General features: G+C 53.8%; 16 protein-coding genes. 3 read left to right on the forward strand and 13 right to left on the reverse strand.

The annotated features are described in order from the left end of the window. Positions 1–237: 237 nt before the first annotated feature. The 5 genes from AC07WB_RS23430 to AC07WB_RS23450 all read right to left on the reverse strand — a co-directional run bounded on the left by AC07WB_RS23430 (position 238) and on the right by AC07WB_RS23450 (position 4,139). The gene (locus AC07WB_RS23430; RefSeq protein ID WP_053085176.1) at positions 238–879 is read right to left on the reverse strand and encodes a carboxymuconolactone decarboxylase family protein; all 642 of its coding nucleotides are present in this window, start codon (positions 877–879) and stop codon (positions 238–240) included. A 149-nt stretch (positions 880–1,028) separates the two neighbouring features. Further along, entirely contained in the window at positions 1,029–1,913 is an 885-nt protein-coding gene (locus tag AC07WB_RS23435) for an aldo/keto reductase (protein ID WP_494941506.1), read from the reverse strand. Positions 1,914–1,990: 77 nt separating this feature from the next. After that, a complete protein-coding gene (locus tag AC07WB_RS23440; protein ID WP_034458338.1) occupies positions 1,991–2,302 on the reverse strand; it encodes a putative quinol monooxygenase in 312 nt (103 codons plus the stop codon). A gap of 10 nt (positions 2,303–2,312) precedes the next feature. Further along, on the reverse strand, positions 2,313–3,086 hold the full coding sequence (locus AC07WB_RS23445) for an SDR family oxidoreductase (protein ID WP_034458340.1): 774 nt from the start codon (positions 3,084–3,086) through the stop codon (positions 2,313–2,315). 72 nt (positions 3,087–3,158) lie between these two features. After that, positions 3,159–4,139 (reverse strand): aldo/keto reductase, encoded by a 981-nt coding sequence (locus tag AC07WB_RS23450; RefSeq protein ID WP_494941507.1) that lies wholly within the window; start codon positions 4,137–4,139, stop codon positions 3,159–3,161. A 131-nt stretch (positions 4,140–4,270) separates the two neighbouring features. On the opposite strand from AC07WB_RS23450, the gene AC07WB_RS23455 reads away from it, so the two are divergent. Together AC07WB_RS23455 and AC07WB_RS23460 are read left to right on the forward strand one after the other, a co-directional pair. Beyond that, positions 4,271–5,158 carry a LysR family transcriptional regulator gene (locus AC07WB_RS23455; RefSeq protein ID WP_034458343.1) on the forward strand — a complete coding sequence of 296 codons (888 nt, stop codon included), beginning with the start codon at positions 4,271–4,273 and terminating at the stop codon, positions 5,156–5,158. A 903-nt stretch (positions 5,159–6,061) separates the two neighbouring features. Beyond that, positions 6,062–6,469 carry a hypothetical protein gene (locus AC07WB_RS23460; protein ID WP_152929147.1) on the forward strand — a complete coding sequence of 136 codons (408 nt, stop codon included), beginning with the start codon at positions 6,062–6,064 and terminating at the stop codon, positions 6,467–6,469. A 27-nt stretch (positions 6,470–6,496) separates the two neighbouring features. On the opposite strand, the gene AC07WB_RS23465 is transcribed toward AC07WB_RS23460, so the two are convergent. The 5 genes from AC07WB_RS23465 to AC07WB_RS23485 are packed head-to-tail and all read right to left on the reverse strand — an operon-like array spanning position 6,497 to position 11,218. Continuing rightward, on the reverse strand, positions 6,497–8,005 hold the full coding sequence (locus tag AC07WB_RS23465; protein ID WP_494941508.1) for a conjugal transfer protein TraG N-terminal domain-containing protein: 1,509 nt from the start codon (positions 8,003–8,005) through the stop codon (positions 6,497–6,499). Further along, positions 8,005–8,385: a hypothetical protein gene (locus tag AC07WB_RS23470; protein ID WP_494941509.1), complete on the reverse strand. Its 381-nt coding sequence runs from the start codon at positions 8,383–8,385 to the stop codon at positions 8,005–8,007. The genes AC07WB_RS23465 and AC07WB_RS23470 overlap by 1 nt, the downstream gene beginning before the upstream one ends. After that, positions 8,385–9,839 carry an integrating conjugative element protein gene (locus AC07WB_RS23475; protein WP_494941510.1) on the reverse strand — a complete coding sequence of 485 codons (1,455 nt, stop codon included), beginning with the start codon at positions 9,837–9,839 and terminating at the stop codon, positions 8,385–8,387. The genes AC07WB_RS23470 and AC07WB_RS23475 overlap by 1 nt, the downstream gene beginning before the upstream one ends. 8 nt (positions 9,840–9,847) lie before the next feature. Further along, entirely contained in the window at positions 9,848–10,825 is a 978-nt protein-coding gene (locus AC07WB_RS23480) for a TIGR03756 family integrating conjugative element protein (protein WP_494941511.1), read from the reverse strand. Next, entirely contained in the window at positions 10,826–11,218 is a 393-nt protein-coding gene (locus AC07WB_RS23485; protein WP_494941512.1) for a TIGR03757 family integrating conjugative element protein, read from the reverse strand. 193 nt (positions 11,219–11,411) lie between these two features. On the opposite strand from AC07WB_RS23485, the gene AC07WB_RS23490 reads away from it, so the two are divergent. Further along, on the forward strand, positions 11,412–11,624 hold the full coding sequence (locus tag AC07WB_RS23490; protein WP_494941513.1) for a hypothetical protein: 213 nt from the start codon (positions 11,412–11,414) through the stop codon (positions 11,622–11,624). Positions 11,625–11,716: 92 nt separating this feature from the next. On the opposite strand, the gene AC07WB_RS23495 is transcribed toward AC07WB_RS23490, so the two are convergent. The 3 genes from AC07WB_RS23495 to AC07WB_RS23505 are packed head-to-tail and all read right to left on the reverse strand — an operon-like array spanning position 11,717 to position 15,389. Then, positions 11,717–12,112, reverse strand: a complete 396-nt coding sequence (locus AC07WB_RS23495; RefSeq protein ID WP_494941514.1) for a hypothetical protein — start codon at positions 12,110–12,112, stop codon at positions 11,717–11,719. Then, positions 12,109–14,973 (reverse strand): conjugative transfer ATPase, encoded by a 2,865-nt coding sequence (locus AC07WB_RS23500; protein ID WP_494941515.1) that lies wholly within the window; start codon positions 14,971–14,973, stop codon positions 12,109–12,111. The genes AC07WB_RS23495 and AC07WB_RS23500 overlap by 4 nt, the downstream gene beginning before the upstream one ends. Next, positions 14,973–15,389, reverse strand: coding sequence for a TIGR03751 family conjugal transfer lipoprotein (locus AC07WB_RS23505; protein WP_277978012.1), 417 nt, complete (start codon positions 15,387–15,389; stop codon positions 14,973–14,975). The genes AC07WB_RS23500 and AC07WB_RS23505 overlap by 1 nt, the downstream gene beginning before the upstream one ends. Between the last annotated feature and the right edge of the window lie 9 nt (positions 15,390–15,398).

Here is a 15,398-nt window from a genome sequence, read left to right on the forward strand (position 1 = left end):
CATGTCCGCTATGAGCGAAAAGCGGACATTGCATCGAAAGCCCTGCTGACTTTGTCAGGACATGCCTTTATTTTTAAGTCATCAAAGGCATGGGCCCCGCATTCCAGATTATTGCCATATTCCTTTAGGTCAGGGCTTACGAGATCACGTCGCGAAAGCCATCAAATCGGCCTCACTGTTTTTTAATAATCATGCCATTACGCAGCTAGTGCGCTACAGAGAGAAGCTGCATAGATTTTACTTACTGGCTGCCAGCACCTTCTCAAGGGCTGACGTTGCACGTTGAGCGACGACCGGACAGGCCGAATTTTCAAGGGCGACGATCACCCCCCTTAATTGCGTTTCAGTCAAACCAATGTTTAAAGAAATGTTGAAATGGGACATTAGCTGCGGCTCAACGCCTTCCAGGCCTGCAAGTGCGCCAAGGGTGGCAATCTCACGATCTTCATAACTGAGGTTGTCCCGTCCAAAAATGTCACCAAACAGATGTTCTTTCAGGTACGTATCAATAGCAGGAGCAAAATCGAATACAGGCCCTTTTGCTGGCACACCTATCAGGTATGTCTGCACAGATGTGCCCAGTTCAAGGAGGGATCGGCCAGCAGGCAGCGGGCTGGCTTCGGAACCTGCAATATCATTTATACCCTGTTCTTTTCGTTCATTCACAAGGGTCATAAAGGTTCCAAGTGCGTTAAGCGCACGTGGAAAACCAAGGTAAGCATAAAGCTGTACCAGTATTTCTTTTATGTCGTTAATAGTCAGGCCAGCATGTAGGCCTGCTTCCAGTGCGGCTCTCAGTTTATGATTATCGCCCAACGCAGTGAATGCAGAAATTGGAGCGATCGCCTGCTGGCGACTCGTCAGCTCTGTAACTTTCATAGAATGATCCCTTTGAGGCGGAGCAGTTTTCCGGCCTTTAAACAGCTAAGTTAATGTGTGATGGTCGCCTGCATCGCAGCGGTTTAGCACTCACCCACTACCATGACAAAGGCGCATTTACGCACCTTTGTCATTACACTGGAAAATCATCAGTCAGGGATCTGGAAACCATAGGTTGCCAGATCCAGTGAGTCGGGATCCGGGCCGCCACGAACGGCTGTTTCAAGCGCATCAATAGCTTTAATTTCATTAGCCGTGAGCCTGAAATCAAACACGTCGAAGTTTTCGACAATTCGGTGGGGTTTTACAGATTTAGGAATGGCGGAATATCCGTGTTCAAGATGCCATCGAAGAATAACCTGTGCCGGCGTCTTCGAATATTTTCTGGCAATGTCAGTGATTATCTTATCTTCGAAAGGATTTTTCTCCGCATTGTTGTAGGTATAAGACCCACCCAGTGGTGACCAGCATTGTGTGATAATGCCATAGTGGTCGTTAGCCGCACGCCATTCCGCCTGTGAATAATATGGATGAACCTGGATCTGATTCACCGCAGGAACAACACTGGTCTCTGTAATCAATCTGTCGAGTTCAGTGGGCGTGAGGTTGGATACACCAATGGCACGCACGCGCCCCTCGGCCAGCAGCTTTTCAGCCGCCTTATAGGCCTGAATGGTTTTTTCAAATTCTGATGCCAGAGGCTGATGAAGCAGCCAGAGGTCCAGTTGCTCAATGCCTAATTTATTCAGACTGACATCAAAGGCGCGAAGAGCAGAATCGTAGCCATAGTCGGAAATCCACAATTTAGTTTCAATAAAGATATCGTCGCGGTCTACGTCCGATCGACGGATCCCGGCGCCGACTTCACGTTCATTAAAATAGGCCGCAGCGGTATCGATAAGCCGATATCCGGTTTCCAGTGCCTTCTTCACCGCCTCGGTAGTTTCTTCAGGTTTGGCCTGATAAACACCCAATCCCAGAGCGGGCATTTTCACACCATTATTCAACGTAATATAAGGATTTATGCCATTCATTTGAGTCCCTTTTTAGCGTTGTGGCTTAGAGGAAGCATACGTGATGCTATGAATAAGAAAGCGAGGGGTTACCCTTATCAGTCACTGACACGGGTAATGAGACTGACAGAAGGTCCGAATGTCAGCAGCGGTTGCAGGTATGACATAACTTCTGCAACATGCGGGTTTTCCGCATGGCTGGTTACTGCATCCTGGTTTACCCAGCCGTCAATAATATAAAACGTGTCGGGTTCATCGATTTTTTGATAAAAATCGTAATAAAGGCAACCGGCTTCAAGGCGTGCAGGCTCAACAAATTTCAGGACCAGCTCTTTAACGCGCTCACGATTTTCAGGTTCACATCGCAGTTCACAGATGATGTGGCGTTCTTCCGATTTTATTTTCTGCATCGTCATTTCCTCAGTTCTTACCGGCATAAACACGGGTCATACCGCCATCGACTATCAGGTCAATGCCACGGATGTAAGTACTCGAGTCTGATACCAGAAAAATCAACGCATCCGCGATATCTGCCGCGGTGCCCACGCGCCCGGCCGGTATTTCTGCGGAAACTCGCTCAGCATATGAGGCAATATCGTTGTCACTCATTTTCTGTTCGTTGCTGTAACCCTCGGTCGGGACTACACCGGGACTTATGGTATTGACCCGGATATCTCGCCCTTTTAGATCCGTGGTCCAGCTGCGAGCCAGTGAACGCACTGCCGCTTTGGTCGCGGCATAAACAGCAAATCCAGGTAACCCCATATCTGCAGTAATCGACGCATTCAGCACTACGGAGGAACCGTCACGAAGCACGTCCAGCATGCTCTGCATAGTGAGTACAACACCTTTGACATTTATGCTCAGTTCGCTGTCGATCTGATCTTCGGTCAGTTCTTCGAGTGGCGTGGCGTGGCCACCACCCGCATTAGCGAACAAAATATCCAGATGCCCCTGTTCGGCTTTAATGGTGGCAGCCGCACGCAGCATGTCTTCTTTACTTGAGACATCCGCACATATAGCTCTGGCGGAGTTGCCCAGTTTGGTTACTGCCTCGTCCAGCACGTTCTGTCGACGGCCAGTGATATAGACTGTTGCGCCGTGTTCAATCAGTCGCTTCGCTGCACCGAAACCCAGGCCGGTTGTTCCGCCGGTGACCAGTGCGATACGGCCTTTAAGAGATTGGGTCGTCATGATGATGTCCTCTGAGAATGAATACGGGGGAGGATACCGGCGACATGGCGTCGCCGGTTAATGAAGCAAGGCTTAGCGGTTAATGGACTTCATCATTGCAGCGTTATAACGCTCGCCCTGGACGGGAACTTTTGCCAGCACATCTGCAATTTCCTGCAGGTCTGCGGCCGTGAGTTCAACTGCAGCCCCGCCTACATTTTCTTCGAGACGGTGGAGTTTTGTGGTGCCGGGGATCGGAGCAATCCATGGTTTTTGAGCCAGCAACCAGGCTAAAGCAATCTGTGCCGGGGTTGCTTGTTTACGCTCAGCAACTTTACCGATCAGGGCGACAAGGTTATGGTTGGCCTGACGGGCTTCGTCAGCAAAACGCGGCAGATTATTTCGGACATCTCCTTCAGCAAAGGTGGTTGCACCATCAATCTTTCCTGTAAGAAAGCCTTTACCCAGCGGGCTGAAAGGAATGAAGCCGATACCCAGCTCTTCCAGCGTCGGGATAATGACGTCTTCAGGTTCACGGGTGAACATAGAGTATTCACTCTGCAGTGCGGACAGCGGCTGAACAGCATGTGCGTCACGAATAGCTTTTACGCCCGCCTCACACATCCCAAAATATTTCACCTTTCCTTCCTGAATCAGGTCGCGTACGGCTCCGGCGACATCTTCCATTGGCACGTTTGGATCCACACGATGCTGGTAAAAGAGATCGATGTAATCCGTTTTCAGCCGCTTAAGGGACTGTTCAACGACAGTACGAATACGCTCAGGACGACTGTCGAGTCCCGCCGCTGCATTACCCTCTTTGAAACCGAATTTTGTAGCGATAACGATCTGGTCACGGAACGGTGCCACAGCTTCCCCGACCATTTCTTCATTGATCTGACCATACGCTTCTGCAGTGTCGAACAGCGTTACGCCGCGCTCATAAGCTGTACGGATAAGTTTGATGGCTTCAGCTTTGTCTGTCGCAGGCCCGTAGCCAAAGGTCAGTCCCATACATCCCAGGCCAATTGCCGATACTTCAAGGCCACTGTTACCTAATTGTCGCTTTTGCATAATGAGTCTCCTGTTTATGGATTGAACACCTCACAAGCACGGCTTGATTAGGTGGTGTTCATTTACTCTAAAGAATGACTGGTCATTACTGAAGTGGCATAATCAGATAACCGACATGAGTGGAACTAATAATGAATCATACGGATTTCAATCATCTTGCTGTTTTCATTACGGTAGCGCGTGAAAAAAGCTTCACGCGGGCCGCGGCGCACCTGGGCGTTTCACAATCAGCAATCAGTCATAGCATTCGAGGTCTGGAGGAAAGGCTGGGGATACGTCTTCTGACCCGGACAACCCGGGGGGCAGTGCCAACAGAGGCGGGAGAACGACTGCTTGCCAATCTTGCTCCCTACTATGATGGGATTGAGACCGAGCTTACCTCTTTGGGAGAGCTGCGCGAGAAGCCAGGAGGTATGATACGCATCACCGCTCATGACCATGCGGCAACCACTATCCTCTGGCCAAAGCTTTCAACGTTATTGAGGGAGTACCCGGATATCACGCTTGAAATCAACATAGACTATGGATTGATCGACATTGTGACCGGTCGTTTCGATGCGGGAGTCCGTGTCGGGGATCAGATTGCCAAAGATATGATTGCCATGCGTATCTCTCCTGATTTTCGCATGATCGTTGTTGGCTCTCCTGATTACTTTTCCAGACATCCTAAGCCAGAAACGCCACAAGATCTGACTTCACACAACTGCGCAAATTTGCGGCTTTCCACACACGGAGGCCTGTTCGCCTGGGAGTTTGAGAAAGACGGGCAGGAGCTGAAAGTTCAGGTATCCGGCCAGATGATATTCAATACTTCGCCTCAACTGTTATCGGCGGCGCTTGCAGGGTACGGGCTGGCGTATGCTCCTGAGGATGTGGTGCAAAAATATATCAGAGAGGGAAAATTAATACCTGTACTTGAGGACTGGTCACCCACATTTCCTGGTTACCATCTTTATTATCCAAGTAGAAGGCAGGCTCTTCCTGCATTCAAGTTGATTTTAAACGCTCTAAGGGTATGAGTTAAGACTCATCCTTAGTGCATGGATAAATTCTGCCAATCATATGTATCGAGCCTTAAGTACAATCCGATTAATACACCTCCTACACTGAGTTTCAGATTGCAGGCTAACATTCCAGGTTCGTAATGTCCGCTATTGGCACACAGCGGACATAATGTATCTTAAAACCCCTACTTAACGTGATTCCGGCCGGCGAGCAGTGCGCAGCCGGCCTTCTGAATGACGTGTCAGCGTCATGGAGGCGCCTGATGACGTCACATATGACTCGGATGGTAAACGGCGCCGTACGCCCGGCGTAGCCGGTTTCGGACCTGTATATTCTGCAATCCCATCCCTCGCCCTGATTAACCTAACCCAGCTACCAACGATGAAGAAGTTTATGTAACCCCTTTTACCCCGGTGAGCGGGCTTTACGGCGCTTGCGACGTGAAGGGCGTGATTTCCGGGGCCTTGGCGGCGGCAGCTTGCTGCTGACGCTTAGGGGGGTGTTAATCATAACTTTCAGCGACAGTCACTGAACTTAACACGGTAGCTTGTATCTGTCAGACGCCGTTTAAGCAGCGGCCTTTCAGGCGCGAATTAGCTGGACGGTCGCAGACGAAAGATACGTACCGCAGGGCTCAGTCTTACCGCTACCCAAATCTAAAGTTACAACATCCATCTACAAAGCGACTCTGTTCCGGCCCTCCGGGCCGGGCGGCGGCTGATCAGCGGGGGCAACCGGGGTGCAGGTACGGCGCAGGTCCGGGTTGAGAGGGGCGCGGGGTTTCAGGTTCGGCTCGGTGTGGATGTTAATAGATCTATTTATGTGTGTTGTAACTACAGGCTACTGTTTTAACTCAATGTGCAATTCTGATTAACTTTCGGTATCGTCAGCTTAAGGCAAATTCAATTGAGGTACGTATGAGTTCAGCCGCATATACTCGCGGAACAAAAGCTGCATCTGTCTGGAAGCGCCTATCTCGTGTCTACTATGATTCAGATAACCGCTTTGCTACCTGGGCAGACAGGAAAAATATACCGGCATCGATAGGAAAATCTGCCGTGCCCTTTTCCGTTCTTATACTCCTGACTTTGGCCATAGTTGCGGGATTTGCAATCGGCACCGTAATCATCATTGTTGCTGCTTTCGTTTATATGGTTCGCCACATTCAGTTAAGTGCATTAGATGCTTTGGATACTACGTCATCTAACAGTTCCTGTGCTGCAGGTGGGCAATTCAGAAGCGGGAATGACGGAGATGGTTTTTACAGCGGTCCTGACGATATTACGGTAACTGCTTCGAGGTTAGACAGAGAAGACGACGATTAGCCGATGCTAAACTAACCGTCGGTTTAATTAGATTTTCACTGCTCCTTTTGCCTTCTCTACCGCTTCTCCCCCACTCTTTTGAACCTGAGAGGTTCCACTTTTAAATGCACCGTCTAAAGTGCTGCCTATTCTGATACCCGCCCATGACAGAGCCCCCATCCACACTGCAGGTAGTACAAGAAACATCGTGGCCATAACAAAGTTCATGATCAAGTCATCCGAACTGTTCTGAAAACCTGCCATGTTAAAGCTGCTGTGTGTGTCAGAACTGTATAACGCTGTTAGCAGCCAGCTGTCGAGCCATCGAGCCAGCTCCCACCAGAACGTCAGGAAGTTAAGGGCAAAAAGCACAAACGTAAGCGTAATGACGGTCTTAATTTCATAGGCTGAGAACGCCAGAATAAGCGGCAGAATCACCACCACCGCCATAAGCAATACAGCCTGCACCATTGGTAGCGCCTGGCGCATGGCATCGAATGCCGGAAACGCTGCCAGACTGCCTAACGCGGTGCCGCCGATCGCAGCCACGCGGGCTACGGAGTTATCAATCGTGAAATCAGCGTTGCCTCCGTAGCCGGCATAGACGTGTCCGCCCTGTGATACGGTCAGACTCTCAGGGCTGACCAGGCGGCGGATAATAGCCTCCTTATAGTCTGCCGAGTTTCCCCCAATCATCGTCATGGATGCCGACAGACGGGTCCACAATCCCGGGTCAGCCTGATCGACGACGCGGGCCTGCAGTCCGGTATCCGCTTTATTCCACCATTCGCTGCAGGTTGGGTAGCCACCCCGGCCGGTTTCCGGCCTTCCGCTATCGCGGCCTTCGTTCCAGGCAAATTCCGCCCGGGGCGTTTTCGATTGCAGGCTGCCGTAATAATTACTGAGGAAGGTTTTGCTGCCTATCCACTCAATGTCACGCAGCGTGGCCTTGTCTTTTGTCTGCCCCTGATCCTGACGCTTCCACATATACAGCGCGAGCGAATAGCAGTCGTTGGTAAAGTCCTGCAGCTCTTCGGCAAGTGATTTGTTGTTAATCCGCGTGTGCTGAACCTCAAAGCGGAGCTGACGCATGTCCGGACGGCACGGGATTGTGGCAACAGACGCCTGCGTAATGCCCTTTGCCAACTTGTGAATCAGATACCACCAGACCGGCGCGGCAGCCGTCTGATCGTTAATGCTCGATATGACCGGTGAATATCCCGTGTCATCAGGCGCTTTTGGCGTCCACGTCCCGCAGCTCTGCGCACGCGACGTGTCATATTTTATCGTGCTCATATCGACGTTCATCAGCGGCATACAACAGGCAATCATCACCAGAAAAGAGCTGTAAATCGCATGTTCCATGCGGGGTATGGACAGGGCACCTTTATTACCCTCATCTTCACCTTCTTCACGTACTTTCTGCCAGATGCCGATAAGCCGGAAAGCGACAGGCGCGGCAAACAGGCCGGTTGTGATGAGAATATTCCAGAGTCCGTTGTTAACCACCCAGCCGAGCAGGGTAAGGAAATATTCCAGGTAGCTGTTAGTCAGCATCAGGACGCTCCCGTGCCGCCAAGCAGCACCAGTTCACAGACAACGGCAAAAATGACGCTGACAGCCGCAATACGAATAAGCGGCTGGCGGTGTTGCGGGCCGAAGCCCGGTGCACGGAAAACTTTCAAAAATCCCCACGCCAGCGCACCATAAACAGCCAGGCGCCATACCAGCCAGCCATAGCGGGCATGCTCCATCCAGTCATGAAATGCAGCGGCCTGAGCAGGATCTTTGATAGCCTGGTCCGCGACAATGAGCCCGGCCAGCAGGAATGCCAGCAGAGCGCCGGCAGTAGACAGCACGCGAAACAGCGCGGGATGCCGGCGGAAGAATGAGGCGCGTTGCGCCCCGTTATCAGTTTTCACAGGATGCGCTCTCATCAGTTGTTTTCCGTTTCAGGCACGGCCAGACGGTTAATACGGTTATCTGTGCTGTCATCGCTCTGCGTCTGCGGATTACTGTTAACGCGCCCGTTTTCCCGATCGATAATGGTGAGCACGGAATTGCGGGACAGCTCGCGCTTGAGCTCCATTTCGTTGCGTAATGCGGTGATCTCGCGATCGATGGCCGCAACGCGACGATCGCCTTCCTCAATGGCCGCATTCTGCGCGGCAGCGTTGGGCTCAGACATGCCTGTAACGATCATACGGCGCATAATCAGCGCGGTTTCAACCGTGTCCGCCATCGCCAGCTCGCCGGCGAGGCGGGCGGTCAGGGCGGCGTTGTCAGGATCTCTCTGCAGTGCTCTGATGACACCTGCAGTGATGGGCAAACTGCCGGTTTTGAGTTTTGCCAGGTTCGTCGCGTTGGGCTGCTCGGTGCCGTTAACGAGTTTAACCAGCTGTTCAGTATTCTCTTTTGTGGTCTCTTCCAGGATCGGCGCAAAGCCGGTGCCAGCCTGAGTAGCCCCCGGCTGCTGTTCGTCATCGCCGCTGGTACACTGAGATGCGTCGCTGCAGGTGCGCAGGGAGCTGTCTCCCACAACCTGAACCACGGCTTTAGCCGCTTCTTCAGCACTCGCATATTTTCCGCAGGCACCTCCGTTACAGCTGTTGCTGCTGACCGTGTCAGAGCTCAGTACCGGCAGGCTGTTCATCATGTTGAATCCCGCAGCGGTTAAGTCATGCGTTGGCCGGATTGCCTTCTGCCCCTGACCGCCCCGTTTTTGTCCGCCGATCCAGTTCTGGCCTGAGTTACCCTGCAGCTTGTCCGCTGAGTTATTCACGCGGACAGCATCAGCGTCTCCACTGTTAACAAGCGCTCGGTACTCATCCATTACCGCGCCCTGTGTCCATTTGTTGTTGCCGGCAAAATCCATCATGCGCTTCGACATGTTCTGGCAGTTGAGCTGGGCTTTATCAAAAGAGACGTTTGCCTGCAGCACGCCGTTTGTGAGCATGTCGTACAGGCCGGGATTGGCACGCTGGATAATCATTGCCGGCAGGCTGGCGACGGCACCGGTGGCGTTCTGCACCACGTCGCCCATGAGGTTTTTGAAGCCGTTTGTTACGCCGTTGAGCTGATTACCGACGGTCGTTTTCAGGTCGAAGTTGCCGCACATCAGATCGCTGCTCCAGCCAGCGCTCATACCGATTTTACGCATGCTGCTGCGCGTTGCCGGCTGCGAAATTACAGAGCCGCCGCCGAGCGTATAGTAGAGCTTGTCAGAAATCGCACCGCTGACGTCCTTGCCGTACCCTATAGCGCTGTTGTTCACGGAGGGCAGTGAAATACCGAATGCGCCGGACTGGTTATCATCATCCGCCTGCGCGGATGCCGCTGCGGACGCAATGCACAGGGCAAGCGCAGCCGATTTGAATTTAACTGGTGACATTGTGCCTCTCAGAAGTCAGTTGAATAGAGGAAGGTCTGGCCGCGTCGCTTGCAGCAGCTGTAGGGCTGCCAGAGCGCATAGGCTTCGTTGCCGTCCTGAGCAATGGGATACGCGCCGTCCGGAAAGACGGCGCAGGAAGCGGAAAGCGTAGGCGACAGGCGCTGCCATTTATGATTCGCCGTGCCCGTGTTTTCTTTCACCTCTCCGGGCGGCCAGTAACCGGCTTTATGCGTGCCCTTCAGTACCTGATAAACGTGAGGCTGCCCGGAGCGGGTGATAATGTCGGCGACCCGCTGCGCAACCACGGCGGAGGCTTTGTCATCGTCTGTCTGGCTGACGAAGCCGGATCGGGGATAAATATTGCCCCACATGTTGGCGCTGACCTGGCTGCCCAGTTCGCGCTGGCCGGGAACCAGCGCCTCGGGATAGAGCGATTCAGGCAATCCCGATCGCCAGACAAGTGAATCCAGCGTGCTCAGAAAGTAGGGATTTAATGGCGTGGCGGCGGTATCGCACGAGTAACCGGCAATGCTGCCGCCAATGACGGAGGTGGCAGGGTGGCCTATCGCATCGGCGTACTTGAATTTGATGTTCGATTTGCGCTGCCCGGGAGTCTTGATATCGGCGGCGTTACCGCCGCCGGCTGGCGCACCGCTGGTCAGCGCGTTATCGATCGTACCGGACGCGCCGCTCATAAACGCCATTTCTGTCCAGGGATTCCCGCCCGGGCCGGTGTAGGTGGACACTACCACTTCAGGAATGAAGTGCGTCACCTTAACGGAGGTTTTCACCGAACAGCCAAAGGGCGTGCACATCAGCCAGTAACAGATGCCGCTGACGCGCCAGCTGATGCAGTCCTGGGTGATGGCGCTGGCAATGATGCCGGCAGTATTAATGGCAGACACCGTGGCCGGAGCCGCAGCTGCTACCAGCACGGTGGCAACACCGGCGGCGCTGAAGTGTGTTCCGGGGGATAAACGCATCATTTACCCCCCCTGACTGCGAAGCGTGGCAGCCCGGGCAACGTCGGACGTGCCATAAACCACATCCCGATCATCGAAAACGACGGCGGGGAACTTATGCAGCCCGATCTCCCAGGCATGCACAACCTGCCGATATGCCTGAGCAATCTGCTCCTGCTGTCCGGGCCATTGCGGCGACTGAATGATTTCGCGGGCCTGCTGAGCGGCCATCTGAGGATCTGCAGGCAGTTTGCCGAAAATGGAGTCCTGCAGGCGGTCGGGGCCATCAAGCCAGACAACCGAGCTTTCATCAGTCAGATTCTGAGGGGGATGATCGGCATCGGTATACACAACGGTGCCGGCCATCAACTGAAAAGGTAAAAACAGGAAAAGTGAGTGTAATAGCCTGAGTCGCATAGCGGATCTCCGTTACGGTAACAGGCCGTCAGAGTGGCAGCGCGTGGTCAGGCTTTCAGCAGTAAACTCTTTTCCCGGTTTTGAAAATTACTGAGGCAGATATTTCCATCATTTGTCCGTTTACGCTGGTAGCACAAGATCCCGCCAGGTATAGTCAGATCATGACGCCTTATCACTCAATAGAGATGCTACGATGGAAATTAAGCCACAGCAGTTTTTAACTTCAACTGGAAGACGTGTGCTAACCGATAACGGTCAGCAGGGCATGAGCGGAGATGCTGGAATTGGCTCAACGACGGAAAAACAACAGGGTCGTGTAGCAGAAGCTATTTTTGCTAACTGTGCGGAGCTGGATAATGCACAGCTTAATGAGATCATCGAATGGGTTCGGCTTTATCAGCGCTGAATGCCACATTGGCCTAAGCAGCAACCTTTTTTTTATGCCCATGTTTGGGCAAAAAAACCGGCCTTGAGGCCGGTTACATGCTGACGTTGATCTCAGTCAGAAAAAATGGTGTTGATCCATAGCGTCAGGAAAACCATATCAGCTGCGTCAGGCACGTTTACATGCCAGCGCGGCGAGTAAAATTCGTGATCCAGCGGGAGTCCGGCGCGACCTTCCTGCGTCAGCAGAATGTCCGCACGCTTGCCCCTGCTGTCCTCAAGATGAACCGACACGCAGCTGCTCTTACCGATACGATGCGGGTTACATGTGATCGTTACCGGCGGTTGCAGCCTTGACCTCAGCGCGTTCTCCATTGCGCTCAGTCGCTCTGCCGTCGTTGCCGTCATCGCAGGCTCCCCCTGCGGATGCAGGCTGAACATAGCAGGGGTTGGCGTGTCGTCCGGCGCAGGGCGCTGGGTCAGAGGTTGCGCATACTTGAGCTTAATCATGCGGTCAGCATCTCTCTCTTATCATTGTGTTCGGGCATTCCGGCCGCATCTTCCGTCATCAATCCACGCAGACGATCCAGTTTTTTCGCTACGAGAATAGCAGCATCCAGCTCAGAACAGTTATGTTTACGCATCAGCGCTTTACGTTCGGCCTTCTCTTCTTTCTCCGTCATCCCGAGCGCGAGGTAAAGGCTGGGCGGAACAGCGCGAAACAGCGCTTCAATTTTCTTCGAGAGCACCACGCCTTCGGTATAGCACCGTGAGAGCTTACTGGCGGAAAGCAGTACGGCTTTTTGCTCTTCTGAAAGCGTCCGGAAGCGGGCAATATCCTCCACCTCTTTTTTCGGCATCGTCAGGCAGATCCACCACTCCGCCATATTCAGCATCTTGCCGGCCGCGTTCGGGTAATCCTCGAGGTTCTGTGTGGCAAGCCACAGCCATGCGCCAAGCTTACGCCACATCTTGACCACTTTAGTCATATAGGGGGCGAGAAGTGGGTTAACCGTCACAACGTGCGCCTCATCCACAGTAAATACAATGTCGCGCTCAAGGTACTGGTCACGTTCGGCAATGTTGTTGATGGTGTTGGTCAGCGACACCATCGTCAGCGCCATCTGCGCCTCGTACCCTTCACGTGCAAGGTGCGCGAGGTCAATCAGCGTAACGTCAGCCTCTGGCCACAAAGAACCCTCCTGGTTAAAGAGCTCAGCCTCAAAGCTCCCCTGCTGCGTAAACATACCCAGGGATTCGGCCATTTCAGCCGCTTTCGCCCGGCGTGTTTCATTACGTACCTGCCCGTTGCCGCTTTCAGTCTTCAGTGAAATGGCGTTAAGCGCATTCTGCAGGTCGCCCGGCAGCATCTGGCGGCCTTCATCCAGGGTTTTACGCGCGGCCATAATCAGCGCCTCGCGGATCATGGCGCGGTCGGCACGTTTCAGCGCGGCATCTTCTTTCGGGTCGCCGCCGGTAATCATCATTCGGGCAGAAATTTCCATCTCGCCCAGAATGTCGCGCTTACCGTTCTCTTCATCATCATCCGGATCGTCTTCAATATCCGGCAGATCACTCTCATCAATTGCCGGTGCGGGAGCGTCGCCGTCAAACAGCTTATGCGCATCAGCGAAGGGGGGCAGCGATACGCCGCTGCCGGGTTTGACGCTGACCTTGTTAACCGTAAGGCCCAGACTTTCAAAGTAGTCAGCGGTCAGCCCGAAACTGTTACCGGCCTCCGCGATGAACAGGCGCGGGCGGTGCACGGCCATCAGCTGACAGAGCATCGAGCAGAGCGTGGCGGATTTACCTGCGCCGGTCGGTCCGAACAGCAGCATGTGCGCGTTCTGAGAGCGGTCATCCTTGTTCAGGGGATCAAAATCCAGCACATCGCCGCCACGGTTAAAAAAGCTGAATCCGGCGTTGCCGGTCCCGGTTTCGCGGCCGGTGACGGGCAGCAGCCCGGCAAGGTGCTGAACCCACGTCAGGCGGGTATACCAGTTTTTCCTGTCATGCTGCGGGTTAAAGCACATAGGCAGCGCACGCAGCCAGGTGTTAAGCGGGCCGGTTTCATGTTCAGCGCGTACCGGCTGCAGCCCTTCGTTCAGCAGTACGGTGCTGAGCTCGATGCGCTTGCGGTTCATTTCGGGCGTGTCTTTTGCCCGCAGGATAAAGGTGATGGCCGCGCGATACAGTTTGTGGCGGTTCCCCAGCAGCTCCTTGACCGCAGCGACATCCTGACGGACGCGACCCGACTCAGTATTCTCGCCGATGGCGTTTTTCGCTAGGCGGTTAAACTTCTCTTCCAGCGTGTCCTGCGGCTCTGCGACAACCGTCATGCACAGCATGGTGCCTTCGGGGAATGTGTCCATCAGCGCGTTAATTTTCTTTTCACCCCGGCTCTTTTCGCCGGTAAGCGTGCCGGGCTCAGGGGGTTTACGCAGGCGCTCCACGGAAATGGCTGAATGGGCAATGTTATCCAGCCACCACACCCCGTTTTCAACGTCAGAACGTGGCGGCGTGAACAGCAGGGTTTCGGCGAAATCATTCTCTACGGGGATCATGCCTGCAGGCGTTTCGCGGCTGTCTTCATAGGCCGCCGCGCGGTAAAACGCTTCTTTATTCATGCCCTCGGGCGCAGGATTGAACATCCGCAGCAGCCAGGCGTGAACCTGCAGACCATTCTGGCGCGTGCAGTAGATGTTGACGCTGGAAAAGGCGCTGCAGAGGCGCTCGCACGCCTGATTCAGCATGCCGATGGGTGACATCAAATCAACGCTGTTTTTTGTCGCCCAGCGGTAGATAACCATGCGCGTGCGTCGCTGCTGCCCGCGCCACGGCTGGCCGGTGATCAGTTTGTCTTCAAACAGACCTTCAGGACGCGCAATCCCGCGCATATGCTGTTCGGTTTCCCTGATCCACGCCTCGGTAAACCCGCTGCCCTGCGCGTGCGGCCTGACGTAGCCGCGCAGACGGTCAAGATAGGCATCGACGTTATTTTCATCCTGACAGTAGAACTGAACGATCCACGGATTGCTCGCCAGGTCGTCAAAGCTGTCCTGCAGCGCATCTTCCACCACGTCGCGGATCTGCTCCAGGCGCTCGTCAGGACGGCCTTCGGTTGCCGCCGGCGTCACTTCATAGACGGCACCCACTGAGATACCATCATCAAGCAGCAGGCACTGCTCCTCATCCAGAAACTCTGCCCACGGCAGATAATCAACGATGGACGGATTATGCGAGTAAACGCGTTTTTCATCGGCCTGTGACATTTTACCGGGACGGACAACGGGCTCCGGACCGGCCTGCTCAGAAGCGTCAGATAAGTGACGGTTTTTTTCAGGGGATTTCCTTTTAAAGAGTCCGAACATTACAGCGCCTCCGTACGTTCGCCAGGCATGGCGTACTGCGTCTGGTCATAGAAGGGGAAAACGGTGCTGTAACCGGGCACGGGGGTGTTTCCCTGAGCGAGATGAGGGAATACGTACATCACCATGTCAGGATTAGGCAGTCGCGGGAACTGCTGGCTGATTTCTGATTCCTGCGTGCGGCTGAAGCTGCGATCGTCGCTTAGTGCGGCCTGCTGCTCGCTGTCAGAAAGGCCACGGCGCAGCGTGCTGCGGGCTTCACTGCCGCGCGAGACACCTGATTCACCGTCGGTGCCTTTCCACAGCTCCAGCATGTTGCTGTTACCCGGCGGCAGCATTTCATCTTTGTTAGTGGAGCAGCCGGCAAGCGCGCTGGCTGCAATAATCATGAAAATCCCGAATTTTGCAGTAATACCCATGGTCATTCT

Source organism: Pantoea sp. GW821-FHT03E06, from assembly GCF_059420725.1.